This is a genomic window from Marinilactibacillus sp. XAAS-LB27 (assembly GCF_036039175.1).
Lineage (GTDB): Bacteria > Bacillota > Bacilli > Lactobacillales > Carnobacteriaceae_A > Marinilactibacillus.
Map to the genome: position 1 here is coordinate 435,897 of NZ_JAYXKP010000001.1, position 17,385 is coordinate 453,281.

18 protein-coding genes, 5 tRNA genes and 1 other RNA gene are annotated in these 17,385 nt (G+C 34.2%); 6 read left to right on the forward strand and 18 right to left on the reverse strand.

Annotation, left to right across the window (positions count from 1 at the left end):
- Window positions 1–10: 10 nt before the first annotated feature.
- The 4 genes from VXN63_RS02030 to VXN63_RS02045 all read right to left on the reverse strand — a co-directional run bounded on the left by VXN63_RS02030 (window position 11) and on the right by VXN63_RS02045 (window position 1,972).
- The gene (locus VXN63_RS02030; protein ID WP_327756303.1) at window positions 11–439 is read right to left on the reverse strand and encodes a hypothetical protein; all 429 of its coding nucleotides are present in this window, start codon (window positions 437–439) and stop codon (window positions 11–13) included.
- 148 nt (window positions 440–587) lie between these two features.
- An RNA gene (rnpB, locus tag VXN63_RS02035) (RNase P RNA component class B) lies at window positions 588–964 on the reverse strand.
- A 19-nt stretch (window positions 965–983) separates the two neighbouring features.
- The gene (gene gpsB / locus VXN63_RS02040; RefSeq protein ID WP_305067555.1) at window positions 984–1,301 is read right to left on the reverse strand and encodes a cell division regulator GpsB; all 318 of its coding nucleotides are present in this window, start codon (window positions 1,299–1,301) and stop codon (window positions 984–986) included.
- A 116-nt stretch (window positions 1,302–1,417) separates the two neighbouring features.
- On the reverse strand, window positions 1,418–1,972 hold the full coding sequence (locus VXN63_RS02045; protein WP_327756622.1) for a DUF1273 domain-containing protein: 555 nt from the start codon (window positions 1,970–1,972) through the stop codon (window positions 1,418–1,420).
- Between the two features lie 81 nt (window positions 1,973–2,053).
- Here VXN63_RS02045 and recU point away from each other — a divergent pair, with 81 nt between their 5' ends.
- Window positions 2,054–2,680 carry a Holliday junction resolvase RecU gene (gene recU / locus VXN63_RS02050; RefSeq protein ID WP_327756304.1) on the forward strand — a complete coding sequence of 209 codons (627 nt, stop codon included), beginning with the start codon at window positions 2,054–2,056 and terminating at the stop codon, window positions 2,678–2,680.
- A 124-nt stretch (window positions 2,681–2,804) separates the two neighbouring features.
- Window positions 2,805–5,510 (forward strand): transglycosylase domain-containing protein, encoded by a 2,706-nt coding sequence (locus tag VXN63_RS02055; RefSeq protein WP_327756305.1) that lies wholly within the window; start codon window positions 2,805–2,807, stop codon window positions 5,508–5,510.
- A 20-nt stretch (window positions 5,511–5,530) separates the two neighbouring features.
- On the opposite strand, the gene VXN63_RS02060 is transcribed toward VXN63_RS02055, so the two are convergent.
- The gene (locus tag VXN63_RS02060; protein WP_327756306.1) at window positions 5,531–5,728 is read right to left on the reverse strand and encodes a hypothetical protein; all 198 of its coding nucleotides are present in this window, start codon (window positions 5,726–5,728) and stop codon (window positions 5,531–5,533) included.
- A gap of 184 nt (window positions 5,729–5,912) precedes the next feature.
- Between VXN63_RS02060 and VXN63_RS02065 the strand changes: the two genes are divergently transcribed.
- Entirely contained in the window at window positions 5,913–6,227 is a 315-nt protein-coding gene (locus VXN63_RS02065) for an ssDNA-binding protein (RefSeq protein WP_327756307.1), read from the forward strand.
- Window positions 6,228–6,267: 40 nt separating this feature from the next.
- On the opposite strand, the gene VXN63_RS02070 is transcribed toward VXN63_RS02065, so the two are convergent.
- The 6 genes from VXN63_RS02070 to VXN63_RS02095 form a co-directional block, all read right to left on the reverse strand.
- Window positions 6,268–6,340 (reverse strand) — tRNA-Gln (locus VXN63_RS02070).
- Window positions 6,341–6,350: 10 nt separating this feature from the next.
- Window positions 6,351–6,423 (reverse strand) — tRNA-His (locus VXN63_RS02075).
- Between the two features lie 20 nt (window positions 6,424–6,443).
- Window positions 6,444–6,514, reverse strand: a tRNA-Trp gene (locus tag VXN63_RS02080).
- A 36-nt stretch (window positions 6,515–6,550) separates the two neighbouring features.
- Window positions 6,551–6,623 (reverse strand) — tRNA-Phe (locus tag VXN63_RS02085).
- 11 nt (window positions 6,624–6,634) lie between these two features.
- Window positions 6,635–6,706, reverse strand: a tRNA-Glu gene (locus VXN63_RS02090).
- 287 nt (window positions 6,707–6,993) lie between these two features.
- A complete protein-coding gene (locus tag VXN63_RS02095; RefSeq protein ID WP_327756308.1) occupies window positions 6,994–7,224 on the reverse strand; it encodes a hypothetical protein in 231 nt (76 codons plus the stop codon).
- A 720-nt stretch (window positions 7,225–7,944) separates the two neighbouring features.
- On the opposite strand from VXN63_RS02095, the gene VXN63_RS02100 reads away from it, so the two are divergent.
- Entirely contained in the window at window positions 7,945–8,376 is a 432-nt protein-coding gene (locus VXN63_RS02100) for a hypothetical protein (protein WP_327756309.1), read from the forward strand.
- A 554-nt stretch (window positions 8,377–8,930) separates the two neighbouring features.
- On the opposite strand, the gene VXN63_RS02105 is transcribed toward VXN63_RS02100, so the two are convergent.
- Window positions 8,931–10,577 carry an SIR2 family NAD-dependent protein deacylase gene (locus VXN63_RS02105; RefSeq protein WP_327756310.1) on the reverse strand — a complete coding sequence of 549 codons (1,647 nt, stop codon included), beginning with the start codon at window positions 10,575–10,577 and terminating at the stop codon, window positions 8,931–8,933.
- Window positions 10,578–11,353: 776 nt separating this feature from the next.
- Here VXN63_RS02105 and VXN63_RS02110 point away from each other — a divergent pair.
- The gene (locus tag VXN63_RS02110) at window positions 11,354–11,764 is read left to right on the forward strand and encodes a hypothetical protein (RefSeq protein WP_327756311.1); all 411 of its coding nucleotides are present in this window, start codon (window positions 11,354–11,356) and stop codon (window positions 11,762–11,764) included.
- Between the two features lie 26 nt (window positions 11,765–11,790).
- Window positions 11,791–13,479: a DUF4365 domain-containing protein gene (locus VXN63_RS02115; RefSeq protein WP_327756312.1), complete on the forward strand. Its 1,689-nt coding sequence runs from the start codon at window positions 11,791–11,793 to the stop codon at window positions 13,477–13,479.
- Between the two features lie 62 nt (window positions 13,480–13,541).
- Here the strand turns inward: VXN63_RS02115 and VXN63_RS02120 are convergent, their stop codons facing one another.
- The 6 genes from VXN63_RS02120 to VXN63_RS02145 form a co-directional block, all read right to left on the reverse strand.
- Entirely contained in the window at window positions 13,542–14,816 is a 1,275-nt protein-coding gene (locus VXN63_RS02120; RefSeq protein ID WP_327756313.1) for an N-acetylmuramoyl-L-alanine amidase, read from the reverse strand.
- A gap of 1 nt (window position 14,817) precedes the next feature.
- Complete coding sequence (locus VXN63_RS02125; RefSeq protein ID WP_327756314.1) at window positions 14,818–15,075, reverse strand: phage holin family protein; 258 nt, start codon at window positions 15,073–15,075, stop codon at window positions 14,818–14,820.
- A complete protein-coding gene (locus tag VXN63_RS02130) occupies window positions 15,076–15,372 on the reverse strand; it encodes a hypothetical protein (RefSeq protein WP_327756315.1) in 297 nt (98 codons plus the stop codon).
- Complete coding sequence (locus VXN63_RS02135) at window positions 15,369–15,776, reverse strand: hypothetical protein (RefSeq protein WP_327756316.1); 408 nt, start codon at window positions 15,774–15,776, stop codon at window positions 15,369–15,371. Before VXN63_RS02135 ends, VXN63_RS02130 begins: the two co-directional genes overlap by 4 nt.
- 48 nt (window positions 15,777–15,824) lie before the next feature.
- Window positions 15,825–16,229: a GNAT family N-acetyltransferase gene (locus tag VXN63_RS02140; protein WP_327756317.1), complete on the reverse strand. Its 405-nt coding sequence runs from the start codon at window positions 16,227–16,229 to the stop codon at window positions 15,825–15,827.
- Window positions 16,230–16,309: 80 nt separating this feature from the next.
- Window positions 16,310–17,308 (reverse strand): hypothetical protein, encoded by a 999-nt coding sequence (locus tag VXN63_RS02145; protein ID WP_327756318.1) that lies wholly within the window; start codon window positions 17,306–17,308, stop codon window positions 16,310–16,312.
- Window positions 17,309–17,385: the final 77 nt, after the last annotated feature.

Consider the following 17,385-nt stretch of genomic DNA (forward strand, 5'->3'; position numbering starts at 1 on the left):
TTATTTTATTTTAAAGCATAGTTCCGATACTGACTGCGATTACCACAAGATATATGTAAGGCGCAATGTCAGAAATCTTTTTTCGTTCGACTAATTCTTTTGAACTACTCGCTTTCAGTAACGTGAGCATACGAGCAATTAACTCGACTATTAATACAAATAACATCACAAGTATAAAATATCTCGTTATAGGTACGGTAATATTCATCCATAAACTAATCAAAGTATAACCGAATAAGAGGACAAATTGAAATAATACTATTTTAATAACGACTTCTTTTTTCTTAGATAGTTTGTCCCCAAACATGGTAGTCATCAAGTTTTCGGTCGCAACGGTTTGAGTTAATTTTTCAGACTTTGACTTAGCTCTGTTTATACAGATCATAATACCCATTAGCACACCATACAGTACCATCGGAATAACAAAAAGTTCTTTCATACCTCGATTCCTTTCATCCATACATAAAAATGCAAAAAATAAATCCTCCCTATTCGGGGAGGATAGCTCCTGAATCAAAATGATGTTTGTTTATCTAGCAGCTTCTCAAAAAGAAAAGCCGCTACACATCATAAACAAATGTGCAAATCACTATAAGCCATGTTCTGTCTAGAGAAAATGATCAGGCCATTTTCTCAGAGATAATCATCTGTCTGCAATTTAAAATTGCCTCTTCCCTCTGTTCATTTCCAGGAGAAAAGTGCCCCTACCATAAGTTTGGGTTGCTCACTCGAGGGGTTTACCGCGTTCCACCAGTAGCGTTTCCCCTACTGCTTCGTCACTGTGGCACTTTCAAGAATACTCAAGCATAGCCTAGGCCTTAGCTCTTTTTTCTGCCGTCATCTACTCGTAAGAATAGAGCCGTAGCTTATTTTTTCGCTACGCACGAACACTACAAACATCTCAGTTTGTGTGAGCATGGACTTTCCTCACATTGTTTAAAACAACGTGCGATTATCCATGATTTGCACATTTATTTAACTTTCTACTCGTCGTCCAGTTTAGAACCGAATACATGTCTTTCAAGATTAGATAGTCTTTTAAGAATATCAAAGTTTGTAACAGATGAACCATTTGAGTTCTGACCTTGTGGTTTAGCTGCGACTTGTTTAGAAAATTCGTCTAACTTATCCATTAAGCGGTCATTTTCTGTTTTCAACTGACTGATTTCGCTTTGGAAAGATTCATAATCACGGATCACGACATCCAGAAATTCATCTACTTCAGTCTGGTTATATCCGCGCATAGTTGTTTTAAAGTCTTTTTCAACAATCTCTTTTTGAGTTAATTCTCTATTCATCATTTTTGCACCCCTAGTTCCTCGGTTACTTTTAACCTATTTAAGGTAAATCTTGTATAAAAAAGTGAAATCTGTCACTTTGTAATCTAATTGTACCAAATTATCAGAATAAATAAAAGCTAGCTTTCAAAATGATTTTCTTCATAGTCTGTTACGAAGGACTGAAGTTCGTCAAATTCAATAAAATCTATCTCATATGTGTGACTCTCTTTGTAGCCATTTATCATGTCTAGTAAGAACTTTGGCTTACCTTCCTTCTCTGAATCATAAAAAAGCAAACAACCTTCAGTATGATCAATAAGAAATTGTTGATTCCCTTTTAATTGCGAAGGATTCTGGTAAGGTTGGCTAGAAGTAAAGTTGCTGTAGTCTGCTTTAGCGATAACCTGGTCAAAAACGGCTCTATTGCCTTCTTTCCAATTTTCAGCATATCCTGCATGCGGCAGCAAGACACCCAATTTAATATCATAAGTTTCTCTTAACTCGATGACGATTTCCCCCATCCAGAGTTCTGTACCTAATTGAGCACTAATCAGGACCCATTCTAATCCAGTATCAATATATTCAAGTAGACGAGATTTAAAGTATGCCTTTATATAAAAAAGCTTAGGATCTTTATCATTGAATATACCAAGTTCATAAGATCTATAGCCACTTACGTATAAATTTTTGATAAATTTTCACACCTTTCTTCCCAAACCGTTCATTTGTTTGGTATTATACTAGTTGATCACTCTTAAAGGAGCGTGAGCACAATGAATATTAAGTATCCTAACGGTCAGTCTTATCAGGTTAATGTTGACAAAGTACAAGCAAAAAAGCAAGTGAAAACTAAAAAAACGACTTATAGTAACCGTGGTATGACATTGGAAAATGATCTTAATGTGACCAATGAACAATACTTAGCGAAAGGTTTGGCTGTTATTCATAAAAAGCCCATTCCTATCCAAGTGGTTAACGTAAATTATCCTAAAAGAAGTGCTGCCAAAATCACGGAAGCCTATTACCAAAAAGCTTCAACAACAGATTATAACGGTGTTTACAAGGGATTTTATTTGGACTTTGAAGCTAAAGAAACGAAAAACAAAACGAGTTTCCCCTTGAAGAACTTCCATGAACATCAGATTCTTCATATGAAAGCCTGCTGTGACCAGAAAGCGATTTGTTTTATTCTTTTGAGGTTTAGTTCGTTGAATCGTGTGTTTGTCCTACCTTTCGAAAAACTGAACTGGTGGTGGAATCAGCAATCTGAAGAAAAAGGGAAAAAATCGATTCCTTTAAAACAAATTGAATTAGAAGGCATAGAAATAAACTACGGATTCTCACCGCGTCTCCCTTATCTCGACGCGGTTGATCAAATGATCCAGTCAAACATTTCTTAATAATTCTTCTGTATAGTGACACTAAAGCTTTAGGTATTTTGCAAAATCCGACAAGCATCAAGATAGATTATAACCATTATTTTGGATGCTTCAATGAACATTTCGAACAGTAAAGGAGAAACTTATGTCTGATCAAAACATGTCTCGTACACAAAACAAGCAGAAAAATAAACAATCTAAAAAACAGAATAAAAAACAGCCAAAGAAAACAGTAAAAAAGAAATCTTGGTTTAAGAGAATTCTTCTTTCTTTAGTCTTACTATTTCTTTTAGCTATTGTTGCCGGGGGTGGACTTTTCGCTTATTACGCATCCAGTGCCCCAGAAATTACCAATGAAAACTTAAACGGAGATTTCTCAACCGACCTTCTAGCCACTAACGGTGAAGTCTTTTATACACTAGGTGCAGAAAATCGGGACTATGCTTCCGCAGAAGATTATCCAGAAGTCATGAAAGAAGCAATGACTGCGATCGAAGATCAAAACTTCTATAATCACTTTGGTATCGATCCAATTGGTATTGCGCGAGCAGCTGTAGGCTTCGTTACCAATAGAGGACGTATTTCCGGTGGTGGTAGTACCTTGACTCAGCAATTGGTCAAACTTTCTGTGTTCTCAACAGCTAGAGAAGATCAAACACTAAGAAGAAAAGCTCAAGAAGCATGGCTAGCAATTCAACTTGAACGCGAACTATCTAAAGAACAAATCCTTACATTATATATGAACAAAATTAATTTAGGTGGTAATGTTTACGGTATCTCTACTGCTGCTGAAGAATATTATGATAAGCCCGTCTCTGAACTAGAAGTTCAAGAAGCAGCGCTTTTTGCTGGAATGGCTCAAGCCCCCAACCGTTATAATCCTTATGTAGATCCTGAAGCAGCTGAAAATCGTCGTAACGTTGTACTGAATGTCATGCGAGATGAAGGCCATATTACTGCTCAAGAAGCAGAAACAGCTAAGGCGATCCCTGTTACTGAAGGATTGAAAGATCGTACGGAAGAAGAACAAAATAATCAAGTATTTGATAGTTATCTAGTTGAAGTATTAGATGAAACTAGAAGAAAAACCGGTTTGGATCCACAAACTGCCGGATTAACCATTCAAACAAACATTGATATGGAAGCACAACAAGCCGCATTTGATATAGCGAACACAAATGACTATGTTGCTTTCCCAGATGACGAGCTGCAAACAGCGATATCTTTAATTGACGTTAATACAGGACAAGTAAAAGCACTTGTCGGAGGTCGTTTACAAGAAGGTCAACTACTCACAAATAGAACAACCCATACCGATCGACCAACTGGTTCGACTATTAAACCATTAACCACTTATGGCCCGGCTATTGAATCTAATCAATTCTCGACGTACCACCAATTAATGGATGAAGAATGGAATTATCCTGATGGCTCACCACTGAGAAACTATGATGGTCGCTATAAAGGACAAATCAGTATGCGTGAGGCTTTGGTCGATTCACGAAATATCCCAACCGCTCGATTGTTCACTGAAGAGTTGGAAATGTCGGATATCAAACAGTTTTTAACAAGTGTGGGTATAGATCCTGCGGAGATTTCTGATTCTTCTGAACCTGTTCCTTCAAATGCTATTAGTGGAAAGATTTCCGGTTTGCAACTAGCGGGCGCATACTCCGCTTTTGCTAATGGCGGAAATCACACAGAACCTTATACGGTTTCTAAAGTTACCACTCAAGATGGACAAGAAATTAATTTAACTCCTGAAACAAACAAAGCGATGTCTGATTATACGGCTTATATGGTAACGGATATGTTAAAAGATGTTGCTGAAAATTACAATAGTACAGTCGGCATTCCTGGTGTACCTCAAGCAGGGAAAACAGGAACGACAAACTATCCCACTGACAAGGTTGAAGAACTAAATATTCCTTCAGATGCAGTTCCCGACTCATGGTATGTTGGCTATACTTCTAATTACTCGCTATCTGTCTGGACTGGTTATGACAAGCAATATGAACCAGGCAACTGGTTGAGCAACAATGATGGAACAAGACAATTGCCTAGAGACATCTATCAAGCTTTGATGAGCCAAGTTTCTCAAGGTTTAGATAATACGGACTGGACTAAACCCTCTTCTGTCTCTGAAGTTAGAGTTGAAGCAGGTTCTAACCCAGCTAAATTACCTGGACCAAATACACCAACGAGTTCAATTGTAACGGAGTTATTTGTAGCTGGTACTGAACCGTCTTCTGTCTCGACTTCATTTGGTGAAGAATTATCTGCACCAAGTGGACTAAGCGCAAGCTATAATGAAGAAGCTAACGAAGTCACCATTAATTGGAACGACTATCAGTTAACAAATGAAGAAGAAACACTTGCTTATCTTCTAACTGTAAATGGTCAAGAGATTACTACGGGCGATACATCTTATACAGTTTCTGAACCAGATCCTGGAACGATGCAAATCAGTCTTTCTGTTCAGGCATACGGTAAAACTGGACCTGCCGCTACAACGACCCTTACAATTTCGGAAGTTGAGGAAGAAGAGCCGGAGGAAGAAGAAGAAGAACCTGAAGAGCCTGAGGCAGATACTGAAGAACCTGTTGAAGAAGAAGAGGATACCGAGGAAGACACTGAAGACGTTCCCGATCCTCAAGATGATGATGCTGAGCCAGAAGAACCCGCTGATAATGGTGGAAATAATAACCAAAATAACGGCAATAACGGGAACAATGGAAATAACGGAAACGATAATAATAACTCGGGGAATAATGGTAATAATAACGATGATTCTGATGATGAGGAAGATACTACTACTACCCCATCCGAAGAAGATTCAGAGAATGAGTAAACAAAAAGGTAGCCCGAGGGCTACCTTTTTTCGTCTTCTTCAGTTGAATCTTTAAACAATGATTTTCCGTGTAGTGCTTTTATTGCTAAAAAAATGGTCCAAAGTCCACATAGAAAACCTATTCCGCCTATAATAGGATCAAGGAAAAAGGCGTATCCACCTAGTAGAACTAAAAGAATTCCAATACCTAACATCAATTTGCTTTTATTTTTGCTCATCTTTATCTTTCTCTCTTTAAATTACTATATTTTTATTTCGAATAATTTAATACTAAACGATTTAGAATCAGATTTCAACAAACTCATCCATTAGAATTCTTAAGCATTGACTTTAACCGAACGTTTGTTTATAATTTTAATATAAACAAACGTTCGGTTACTATATAATTACGGAGGGTTTTATATGAATGTCATCATGACTGAAGGATATGTGGTTTCAGAAGAAATTAAAGTGCTTAAAACAACCGATGCTATCCCCTTATGCAGATTCACTTTCTCTACGTCTACACACAAACTCAACTGCCTGATTACAGGAAAACAGGCCTATGCTTTTCTTTACGAAGTTGAAAAAGATACACGTCTTTCACTGACTGGTAGGATTAATAGTAGAAACCAGTTCGTTGTATTGAATTATGACGTACTAGCAAAGCCTTCTTATTTTGGACAGATTTTCAATTACAAAGGTCACCGTCTCCCCTTCGCAAAAAGTAGACAATAAAAAAACGATATCTCTAATTGAGATATCGTTTTTTTCATTACTGGGCTACCAGGATTCGAACCTGGGGAATGACGGGATCAAAACCCGCTGCCTTACCGCTTGGCTATAGCCCAAAAATCAAAGGGCGACTGATGGGGTTCGAACCCACGAATGCCGAGACCACAACCCGGTGCGTTAACCACTTCGCCACAATCGCCATAATATTTAATTGAACCACAGGGGTAGTAGGAATCGAACCCACATCGATGGTTTTGGAGACCATTGTTCTACCGTTAAACTATACCCCTATCCTCTTGTTAAATCAAGAGCTCTTCTGCTCTGCATGGCGCAGGACAGAGTCGAACTGCCGACACACGGAGCTTCAATCCGTTGCTCTACCAACTGAGCTACTGCGCCTTTAAAATGGATGACCCCTACGGGATTCGAACCCGTGTTACCGCCGTGAAAGGGCGGTGTCTTAACCGCTTGACCAAGGGGCCTGTATAAATAAAGTGAAATATATTAAGAACACAGCAACAAAAAATATATTACAGGAATATTCGATCTTTGTCAATAAGATTTCGCAAAAATCTAAAGAGCATTTCGATTTAGTCTTTTCTTTTGTACTGAATCAATTGAAATTCTTATTGAAGATCCATCGGTTCATACCTACCATAACGTAACCCTCATAAAGGGTATAAGAAATCCTAAGTAGGATCTCTTATATTCCGTAAGACCTTTAAAGTGTACTCTAGATAGATAAGTTAAAACTATAATTCATTAGGTTTTAAGCAATGGTTGTACAATGGATCTTATCATACAATTCTCTTAAGGTTAATTTTTTCACTACTTGATTAAATATCTTTAACTCATATGGAGAAGGCACTTTCTCTGCTTCTAGAAAATAATTACTATAATATCCCTGTTCATTAATTAGCGCAAAGACCATTTGGTCTCCGCAAATATGATTCAAGTCATAATTTAGTTTCTTTTTTACCCAATCATAAGTAAGTTCCACGTAAGTCACCTCTATTATTCGATAAGCTAAATTATACTATAGATATTAATCTTTTTTCATATTAATTGTGACAACTTTAAATAAAAAGTATCATTATGACTGATTTAACAACTTATTTTTATATTTACTATTTATTTAATTCGATTGTTATTTATACCTATCATTTGATAAAATATTCATTTTAAGATTGAATTTGTATAAATGAGCCTCTACTAGATTGTCTGAATTATATTAAAACAAATTATAACTATGCTTATAAATTTAAGAATATAATCAACATAAAACAATCAAGCAAGAATGATATATTTATATAAAGATAATAACTTATATGGAATGAACTCATTCTAACGATGTTGATTTGCTGAAATTCGCTTCAAATAACGAAACATATATTTTCTCTGAAAAATCTCTAGAAGCTTACTTATAATCACCGTGTAAAGTACATATAAAACCAGTGTAATTAAAATACCACCCAGTACTATTAAAAAGGGTGTTGTATCACGCTTTACTATTATTTCCAGTATCGGTACTAGATTTAGAGAAACCAAAACAGTTTTTAACATTTCGAGTATTCTATCTTTAGTGCTCTGTTTCATCATTATCACCTCTTGTTAAACAAATTCTTTATATTTATAGTAATAGAAAATAGTATCTATATTTGCTTTATACGTCATTTAGATTATAGTATTATTTTCAATTCATAGGAAGAGGTGTAGAAATATGATGTACAAAAAAACCATAATCGCTTTACTTTCATTAGTTGTTATATTAACTGGTGGATTATTATTTCGGTATTTTTATGGGCCTTTTCAAATAGAAAATTCCATTAGTGTTGAAAATGATACGGATCAATTAGTTCCATCTATTAATTTTTATTTATCCCCGAGTATTTCAGCTGATTCAAGGGCAAAAAAAGATTTTGATTTTGGTTCAACTTCCGCTCTTCAACCCGGAGAAAGCGATGAATTTATAAGCTCTCAAGTAATAGAAAGAGATTATAATATTCTTATGGAATATGAGCTTAGTGACGGAACTATAAAAAAAGACATGGCGAATGCTTATATTCGTGCAGGCTCAAAAGTATATTCTGATACACTGATTGTTACTGAAGTAACTGATGACGGAGAATTAGTATTCAAGGGTAGATATTAAAAGTTAAATATAAGCTCTTTTAAAAAATTTTCTGGACTGAATGCAAAATACCATGTGGCATCTTCTTTGGAATCTATGAAGAATATAGAACTTTATTATTCTCTATATTTCCCGCAAAAAAAGGTCTTATAAACGTTGGTTTTCAACGTTTATAAGACCTTTCTCACCTTGCATATTTCTTCTGTTTCATACCCTAAAGGAGAATAAGGGATTCGAACTATTTAATATTTTAAGCTCCACATCAGCTTTTAACGAAATATTTTTACGAATGAATGCAAAAATAATGCAAAATGATTTCACTAATTTTCACTACTTGTTCTTTCTATTTCATTCTCAAAGATTAGTTTAATAAACTATTTGCTAGTTCGTAAATTTATACACACTTAACACTCACAAATTAACTTTATAAGCTCCTCAATACAGAAAGATTTTAAATATGATATTAATAGTTACAACTATTATTTACTTATCCTTTTTTAAATTTACAAAATAAAAAAGGTTTCTAATCTACAAATAAAGATAAAATATTATATAATTTTTATTTAATAATTTATCTATATAGTGTTTTCAATCTTATCCCAAGGTATATCGAAAGTATATTCGCAATGTTCTTTGATCACTTCTAACCAGTATAAATTTACTGTGCCAATTCCCCAAACATTATCTGAAATAGTTTCAATATAAGCGAAATAACTAGACATGTGATAAGTTGAGATATCCTTGATTCTATCTAATAAAGTTCTACCAGCAGGATTCGAAGTCATGTAGCGTCGAGGATGGCATTTTTCAAGTACATCATACAATAATTTGCCAATTTCAAGATCCGCCTCGAGATACTCCTCGTTTAACAAATTGGAAAGGTTTAGAAATCTCTCTAAGCGACTATCTATCCAATAAAAATCGTTGGTATGATTTATAAAATCGAGGGAAAGATTTGTAAGTTTTACGAAATCTCGAGTTTTTATCAAACTATTAGTGGAATTCACTAATTCGGTAGCATAATCAAAAATCTTTAATCCATATTCATGATCTGGATTATTTGAATTTTCATTCTCTAGATTAAAAGGTTTTCCTTTTAATATATATGGCCCTTTATAAATTTTAATCAGTGCTTCTAGCACATTTTTATTAAGATAAGCATCATCACTTATATACCATTTTTCATCTTCTGATTTAAAAATAGATAATAAAGCCTTGGTAAACTCACCCGAATCTTTATCTTGATGTTCAAATTGCCCAGATATATCAGTACTCGCTCTTTCTATTTCAGCCTCATCCACCAGTTGATCAATAAAACTAGGTAAATCTACTGTTTCTATAACGTTAATTTTATATGAGTTTAGAAATTTAATATAGTATTCATAATAAGTACCCCATTTTTCTTTATCGTAAGCAGTTAAGACCATGTAGAACTTATCTTCTCTCAATTCGTCGCTATAATCCCTTATAAACTGAAAATATGTTTGGTGTATAGTTAAATCATTGAACCCATAACCCATCATTAAAATAACATTACTTGAAAACAAGGTATAAAGTTTACTTCTGAAATAACCAAAGTCATGGATAAACTTATAAAATTGAGAATGAGTAAAAATGATACCTTCAGGAGAATTTTTGTCTCCATGAATTTTAATTATTGATTTTTCACTATCGTTCCAAGTTAGTTCTCTATTAGTTCCGGGTGATAATACTTTGTGTTGAGGAAAAATTTTTTCCATGACCTCTTCATAGTTGGTTGTAAGAACGTGACTGATTTCTAACTTACTTAATTTATCTAATTTCTTTATAGCCTCATTATCTTTTCTATGCTCACTAATATGTACTTCTTCCAATACTTTTCTAGAAAAATCATTTTCAAGCCTGTCTTGAATTTCTCCTTCTATTACTTTAGACAATAATTCATTCGTCGGTAATTCAGAAGTGTCGGGACCTTCCATTCCAATCTCCATAATTATCGATTCTTTTTTTTCTTTGTAATTTTCTGTCTTGTAATGATGCAATAACGACTGCGCAATTTGTAAAGGGTCGCCTTTTCCTAAATCATCATACTCCAAATCTTCGACACCAATCTTTTTTGCTGTTTTACTGAGGAGTTCGTTCCAGCTTGGATACCCATAGTATCGACTATATCCCGCACCTACAAAAGGTACTACTACTCCATTATTTATTTGTTTTATAAGCCTCTTTTGAATTTCAGTCATTACTATCTCCTTTTTGAATATACTTATGATAGACCAATAGTAACATAGTTAGATACTATAAATAGGATTTTTTAAATAACCTCTTCCAAATTTTCTAAATGTATAGGGTAGTCCATATCTTGCACGACGAAAAGAGTATATATGATGAGGTATGATAAACTTGCAATCAAGCCTTTTTGGACTACTTTATAAATGAAGATTCATGAAGAGATATGAAAAAGGGGCAGTCACTCTGCCCCTTTTCTGCCCCTATTTACATGCTTGCTACTAATATCTTCCGCAAAGTCCGCAAATCTGTTTCGTAGGCTTTCGTTCTATTAAAAAGACTCTTAATAAAAGATTTGGATATCTTTAGCTTATTTTCACTTACCAAAAAATGTTCTATGTATTTACCGTTATCTTTTCTGCAGAACACTATGACTTCTTCATCATAATGATATTCGTATATCTGATAGTCCAATGTACATAGTAAAGCTTCTTTATCAAGTTGCATTCCATCCTCTCCTTTGTTTCATTATAAAATATCAGGTATCAACTTTCTATAAATTTTACGTTAACATTTCTTAAAATATAGATTCATCTTACTCTTTTTAATTGACTATTCGAACAAACGTTCCTATAATCATCATATACGGAACGCACATTCGTTTAGTGGGGTGATTTAGTGGAAGTTGAAAATGAACTTACTTATATAGAAGAAGATATCTGGGGGTTAGGAGAGAGTAGTTTGATACTTATAGAAAATGAGATAGAAGATAAATTGAAGGAGAATGACCATGAGTGAAGAAGTAATATTGTTGAACCCTGATAAAATGGGTTATGTAGATAGAGGTAAAATGAAATGGCAAGGTATGATTCTCGCTGAGCAAAAAGATTATATAAGGAAGATGAAGCGTGAAGATGAATCTGGAGAGATACAAGCTAAAGAAGAAATGACTGAGGAATCCATTGCTGAAGTTTTATATACTGCATACGTGACTAAGCTACCTGTTGCGATTCAAGCAACAATACTTAGAGATGGATTATATTATCCTGATGTAATCGGTATGGTGTTGGGATTTATGAATAATAAAGTGGTTTTGGAAGTTCGTCGTAATAACAGTGATAATGCAGAGAAAAGAATTACGCTTGATCAGATTCGAAATATAGAATTGTTTGATATACTTAAGTGGAATAACAAAAGATGATAAGCTAACGAAAGTAGGCTAAATTTATGAAAAAAAATAAAGAACAAATTGAAAAGGCTGCTACTAGAAAGTTAGAAAGTGTTTTAGAACAAACCTCGTCCATACAAACTAGCTTTAATTCCGAAGATAAAACTCCTCTTTTAGATGGTTACATCAGACTTTACGATGTAGAGGAAGGAGAGCAAACAAAGAAGGAATCTTTTTTGGGACACATTAATGTTCAAATTAAAGGGACTACAAATAACAGAATTTTTAAATCAGGAAAATTTTCTGTAAACACCACTGACATTGAAGGATTCAAAAAGATAAACGGTTGTATCTATTTTGTAGTTTATGTAAGTGGTAAAGAAGAAATAATATATTTTAAGCACTTCCTTCCCTTTGAATTGCAAAATATAGATACAAGTGGTAAAAGCATAACGCAAAAATTTCATCAATTCCCAGAAAGCGTAGCGGACATAAAAACTGATTTGAATTATTTTTTAGAAAATCAAAATGCTCAATCCGATAGTGTCTTAGGTATTCATATACCACTTGAAAAAATCAAAACTCTATCTGCAAAAATTCCTAATCGAACCAGTTACGGCTACGAAATATTTAATCGTGGCGCTACTTTGTACTATAAAAGTTCCGAAGGAATAGACATACCTATAGCCATGGTAGTTCCGGATTCACATAGACAAGTCGCAAATTACAACGAGCCTATAAAAGTAGGCCCTCATATGGATTTAATGGCCAATATAATAATAGATGTTGAGAAGAATTATAGTTTATTCAATATAGATGACTTTATAAAATACGAGTATAAGCATAACATGGTAAATTTTTCCTACGATCTGAAAAAATTCAAAACCTTTGATAAATTATTTCATAAAGTAAAAGTGTTATCGGCATTAATTGATAATGGTTTCAATGTAAGAGACCACGACTTTGATATACTCGAACAATTTAGTAAAACTGAATCAAGTAAACTAACTGAAGTGAGAAATTTCAACAATTTCTTAGAAAGTGTTTATATGATTTTTTCAAAGTTATCTATATCTTTAGATTTTGATTATTTTTCTCTTGAAGAAAATACTAAAAACGGAATTGAAAACATGGTCAATTGGGAAGATACAATTGATGAGCAAGCTAGCATTAGGACCTTTACATTAAATGATAATCTATATTATTTATTATTGACTCCTGAAGGTATTGAGAACATTTTCTTGTTAGATAATAAGTACTCTTTTTTTTACGGTGAGAGTCCCTCTATGAAAATATATCCTTCTTTAATTCCAAGGGAAAACCTAGAAAAAGTGTACCATTTTGATAAAGATATCGTACTAAATAATATCAAGGATTTGTACAATGACAATATAGAACATAGTGACTTTATTAACGGTTATCTATTAGATATAATCAAGACTTATGATCGTTCAAAATCCGACGATTTTCTAAAATTAGCTTATGACATAGGTAAAATGCAAGTTGATATGTCTGCTGATACAATCAATTTGATTAATTTTTATCAAGTTATAATTAGACAAAGAGAATTAACATTCTTGGAGATGCAACAATTGCGTGATACCAGAAATAAGACTAAAGAAAAATTCGAAGATATCTGTTTAGGGATATTGCTTAGAGACAGTGATATAATAGATAGAATCGGAGAATTATCTCCCGAAGAAAAAGAAGATCTTTCTGAATGGCCAATTTATGAATTGGTAAATTAAAAAGAGCCCTTACCAATAGCTGATATGCGGGTAAGGGCTCTTTGTTTTACATTAATTTAATTTTATTTCAATAATTGATTGATTCGTTTCTGTACTTCATCTGGTTTATAACCAGCTTTACGTAGCTTTTGAGCACGTCCAGGATTATCTCCCCAGCTGTGTTTCTCAAACGCAATTTCTCTAGCTACTGCATCCACTGATCTATTATTAGTCGTTGGAACAGACCCACCACCCAAATCAGTTAAACGAGCGAATCCTACATAAGTCCCTTTGCTATTGATCAATCGAACAGAGTTGCGCCAGTTATTGTCGATTTTATCTACTTTAGCTGTCAGCTTTGCATTCTTGACTGGATTGACTGCATTCCCTTGAGCATATAACTTACCTGCAGGTAATGTGACCGATTGGCCAACAGCGATTGAGTTATTCAGTTTGACGACTTCCGTACTTGGAGCTTTTGCGCCATCACGTAAGATACCTAATAACTGCAGGTTTTGTGCTGCACTTCCCTGATATCCTTTAATGCCATACTTAGCTGCTAACTTGGCGCGGTTATCATATGAGCCATCTTCTCCGATTGATTCTAGATATTTTGAAATGGAGTTACCATGATACTTAGTACTTTGTTTCTCTTCAGGAGTTGCTTTGTTACCTGCAGACGGTAAAGTGATCACTTGTCCAATCTTCAAGCCTTTTGGATCCACTCCTGGGTTAGCATGTTCTAAATCAATGACTTCAAAGTCTTTTCCTTTCGCAATACCCCAGAATGTATCTCCTTCTTGTACAGTATATTTATTACCGGCTACTGGTTTAGGCGCACTTGGTGTCGATGTAGCACCTTTGAGAATTTGCTCATACTTAAATACACAACAAGCTTTCCAAGAATATCCTGGATACTCATTGTGTGATCGAACTCGTTTAATCTGTTTCTGATCTTGCTTGATTCTCGCTACCAGTAAGCGTAGGGATTCTTCTTGTTCTGGAGTGGGCTTATCATAGCGGAAGTCGCCTGTTAAGACAATTCCTACTGCAATATTGTTGCTGTTTCCTACGTGGTAAGTTCTCCAGTTGATTGGATTACAGAACTTGATAGTCCCATCTGGTTCAATAACATATGAGTAACCAATACCTGGCCACCCTAATGTATTCACATGGTAACTTGAATACCCTCTTGCGTTTGATCCAGACAAACCAATTCGAGTCAATGAGTGGTGAATGGCAATTTCTGTCTTTAACTGTATATTCAAGACTGGAAACTTTTTAGTGGGATGCTTTACTACCTGGCTCCTGTAATCAACGAACTTTGGTAAATCTAGATATAATCCGTAAACAATCATATTATTTTCCACCTTTCGAGTATTGTTTCACTAATTGATCGCCTAATACTGCAGCACCAGTTACAAGAATACCTTGCACGATATTTTCAGCTGTAAATCCACCAATCAATAATGGTGTCAAAATTAAACTGATAAACAACAGAATAAAAGGAATCGTCCAATCTGGCAGCTTTTTAGAATCTTTCATAAACATTCCCAGTACGTAAAGCGTGGGAATCATAATCAATCCTTCGTCAAAAATAAATTTCAATATATCCATCTAATCTTCCTCCATACTCTTTTTTAATTGATCTAATTCATTTCTTGCATCCGAAAGTTGTCTTTCCGCTTCGTCTAATTGATTGCGTAAGTCCCGTTTATCGCCCTCTAAAACTTCGATACTCGTTCTCAACGTCTTAACAATCGCATCCAATCTCTCAATTTCTTTATATAGCCTATCTAGCATCTTGATTTCGTTCTCTTCTTTAGAAGTCCTGCGAGTAAAGTAGACTGATATAATCGTTCCTAATATCCCACTTGAAAATGCTATTGCTAGTATTTGATAGATTTGATTCACTCCCGATAATCCCCTTTAAATGACACGACTAAACAAATGACCAATGCCAACGCATTAAAACCATACGTTGCATGTGGATAGCCTGTCCCGAATGAGAATGTTAGAGCTAAAACAAAAAGGCCACTCCACATTCCTGTGAGGCCCCATATACCTATTTTTCTGGCTAGTGTGTTGTTGAAGATAATACCTAGCAGTTTCAATGTACTGAAAACTAATAAAAAATACGCTAATATATCGACTGAGACAATCCTCTGCAGATAAGGTTCAATACGACTCAACAAGTAGGTACCGTTTAGTATATTGAAGATGCCGTACCAAATACTAAAGATTGAGATGATATAGCCCCACACGTTGGTAGGCTTACGACAACGCAACTCTTCAATGTCTTCTTTGAGTTTATTCATTCAATTCTCCTTTCTGATTTTGTTCAAAGAAAAAGAGCAGCCTAGTGGCTACTCTTTAATATTTTTAGTTATCGTATTGCCATCAATCACAAACCCGTTTTTCTTATAGAAATGCTCGAGCTTTTCAAGTGATGTTTCACTAGTAGAATGCATACTACCTATTATTTTAGAATACCCTTCATTTTTTGCAAAATCAAAAAGATAATTTAATAGTAATGAGCCTATGCCTTTATCTTCAGAGATTGATGAGAAAATATCCGTCAGTTTAATTTCATCTGGTTCTAAACTATAATCTCCTGTCTTAAAAAACAAAAAAGGTTCATTCAAAAGTTGTCCAGTATTTACGAACATTAAATCATAAACCGTTGGTCCGAAATCATCTTCTGTTACGTCTAACCTTACTGTATAAGGTTTACCATCAATTTCTAAATTGTCGAGAACTAATTTTTTCATTCAAATCTCCTCCTACTATTTACTATCGGTAGGAATTGCATACCTTAAAGAGGTAGTTTTTTTGAGACTATTCAACATATTTACGAATTAAAATCCGCATTCATAGTATCTACCATTTTCTGAAATTCTCTATTTACCCTTTTATTACTCTTTGCTTCATTATTAAGATCACTTCTATTCAATATCAACTCTTTAAATACCCTTCTGACTATCTCATCAATTTCATAACTTAAAACGGATATCAGTTCGTTCGTACCTTCATTAATTAAGGAACCATGTATATAATCCGATCTTATATCGTAAGCTTTAGTAACTGTTGACTTCAACTTTATTTTTTCGTCGTTATCTACACCAATTAATGCGGCTGTTCTTTCTGAGGCTTTTTTCCTATTATCTCCTTTTATGACGAATAACGTTTCTAAGATACTTATATAACCTGCAATTTTAGCAGGTAAAAAATCTAGTCTTCTAGTGCTTTGTAAAAAATAGTAAGCTCTATCAAAACTTGGTATATTAAAATTCAATAAAACACTCATATTTTGAAGCTCATTTTCCCAAAAACGTTCGCCTGTCATGTCTTTTGTTGAATTAAAACCTTCTAATTTCTCAATCCAACGGGTTGCGGATACTATCTCTTTTTTAGTGAAGTTCATGATTTCATACTCACCTTTTGAATTAGATACGTATAAATTTCTCCTCAAACCAATCGGAGAATACTTTCCAAATTCGTCAGTTGACATAGTTGCCATATGTGGAGTAACAGCATTATCTTTTACAAACCATAAAGCATTTGAAAAAACATGTGCAGCTGTAAAAATATTGTTAACCAAAGCTCTTCTCTTTATTTCTTCTAATTTTAAATCATCAAAGTGTAAATAACAAAGTACGTTATTCTTTACTTTATTTACTTCATCCTGACCATACTGGTACTTATAAAGGCTTGAATTTATTATGTTTTTAACACATTGATCTTTGTATACTAGAAAAAACCCCAACCCATTATTACCTTTTTCTATATAAATTGGATCATAGTGGTTGTCTATCTTCAAGTTTCTAAGACTACAGGCTAAAATATCCATTATATCCTCCAAGTTTCTTAATACATATACATTAACTTAATCTACGTTTTTTTTACAAAAGAGTCAATACTTTAGTA

Excerpts from the sequence above, each read along its gene's own strand:
- VXN63_RS02030 (WP_327756303.1), bottom strand. The coding sequence starts at position 439 with ATGAAAGAACTTTTTGTTATTCCGATGGTACTGTATGGTGTGCTAATG.
- gpsB (WP_305067555.1), bottom strand. The coding sequence starts at position 1,301 with ATGATGAATAGAGAATTAACTCAAAAAGAGATTGTTGAAAAAGACTTT.
- recU (WP_327756304.1), top strand. The coding sequence starts at position 2,054 with ATGAATATTAAGTATCCTAACGGTCAGTCTTATCAGGTTAATGTTGAC.
- VXN63_RS02055 (WP_327756305.1), top strand. The coding sequence starts at position 2,805 with ATGTCTGATCAAAACATGTCTCGTACACAAAACAAGCAGAAAAATAAA.
- VXN63_RS02060 (WP_327756306.1), bottom strand. The coding sequence starts at position 5,728 with ATGAGCAAAAATAAAAGCAAATTGATGTTAGGTATTGGAATTCTTTTA.
- VXN63_RS02065 (WP_327756307.1), top strand. The coding sequence starts at position 5,913 with ATGAATGTCATCATGACTGAAGGATATGTGGTTTCAGAAGAAATTAAA.
- VXN63_RS02100 (WP_327756309.1), top strand. The coding sequence starts at position 7,945 with ATGATGTACAAAAAAACCATAATCGCTTTACTTTCATTAGTTGTTATA.
- VXN63_RS02105 (WP_327756310.1), bottom strand. The coding sequence starts at position 10,577 with ATGACTGAAATTCAAAAGAGGCTTATAAAACAAATAAATAATGGAGTA.
- VXN63_RS02110 (WP_327756311.1), top strand. The coding sequence starts at position 11,354 with ATGAGTGAAGAAGTAATATTGTTGAACCCTGATAAAATGGGTTATGTA.
- VXN63_RS02115 (WP_327756312.1), top strand. The coding sequence starts at position 11,791 with ATGAAAAAAAATAAAGAACAAATTGAAAAGGCTGCTACTAGAAAGTTA.
- VXN63_RS02120 (WP_327756313.1), bottom strand. The coding sequence starts at position 14,816 with ATGATTGTTTACGGATTATATCTAGATTTACCAAAGTTCGTTGATTAC.
- VXN63_RS02125 (WP_327756314.1), bottom strand. The coding sequence starts at position 15,075 with ATGGATATATTGAAATTTATTTTTGACGAAGGATTGATTATGATTCCC.
- VXN63_RS02135 (WP_327756316.1), bottom strand. The coding sequence starts at position 15,776 with ATGAATAAACTCAAAGAAGACATTGAAGAGTTGCGTTGTCGTAAGCCT.
- VXN63_RS02140 (WP_327756317.1), bottom strand. The coding sequence starts at position 16,229 with ATGAAAAAATTAGTTCTCGACAATTTAGAAATTGATGGTAAACCTTAT.
- VXN63_RS02145 (WP_327756318.1), bottom strand. The coding sequence starts at position 17,308 with ATGGATATTTTAGCCTGTAGTCTTAGAAACTTGAAGATAGACAACCAC.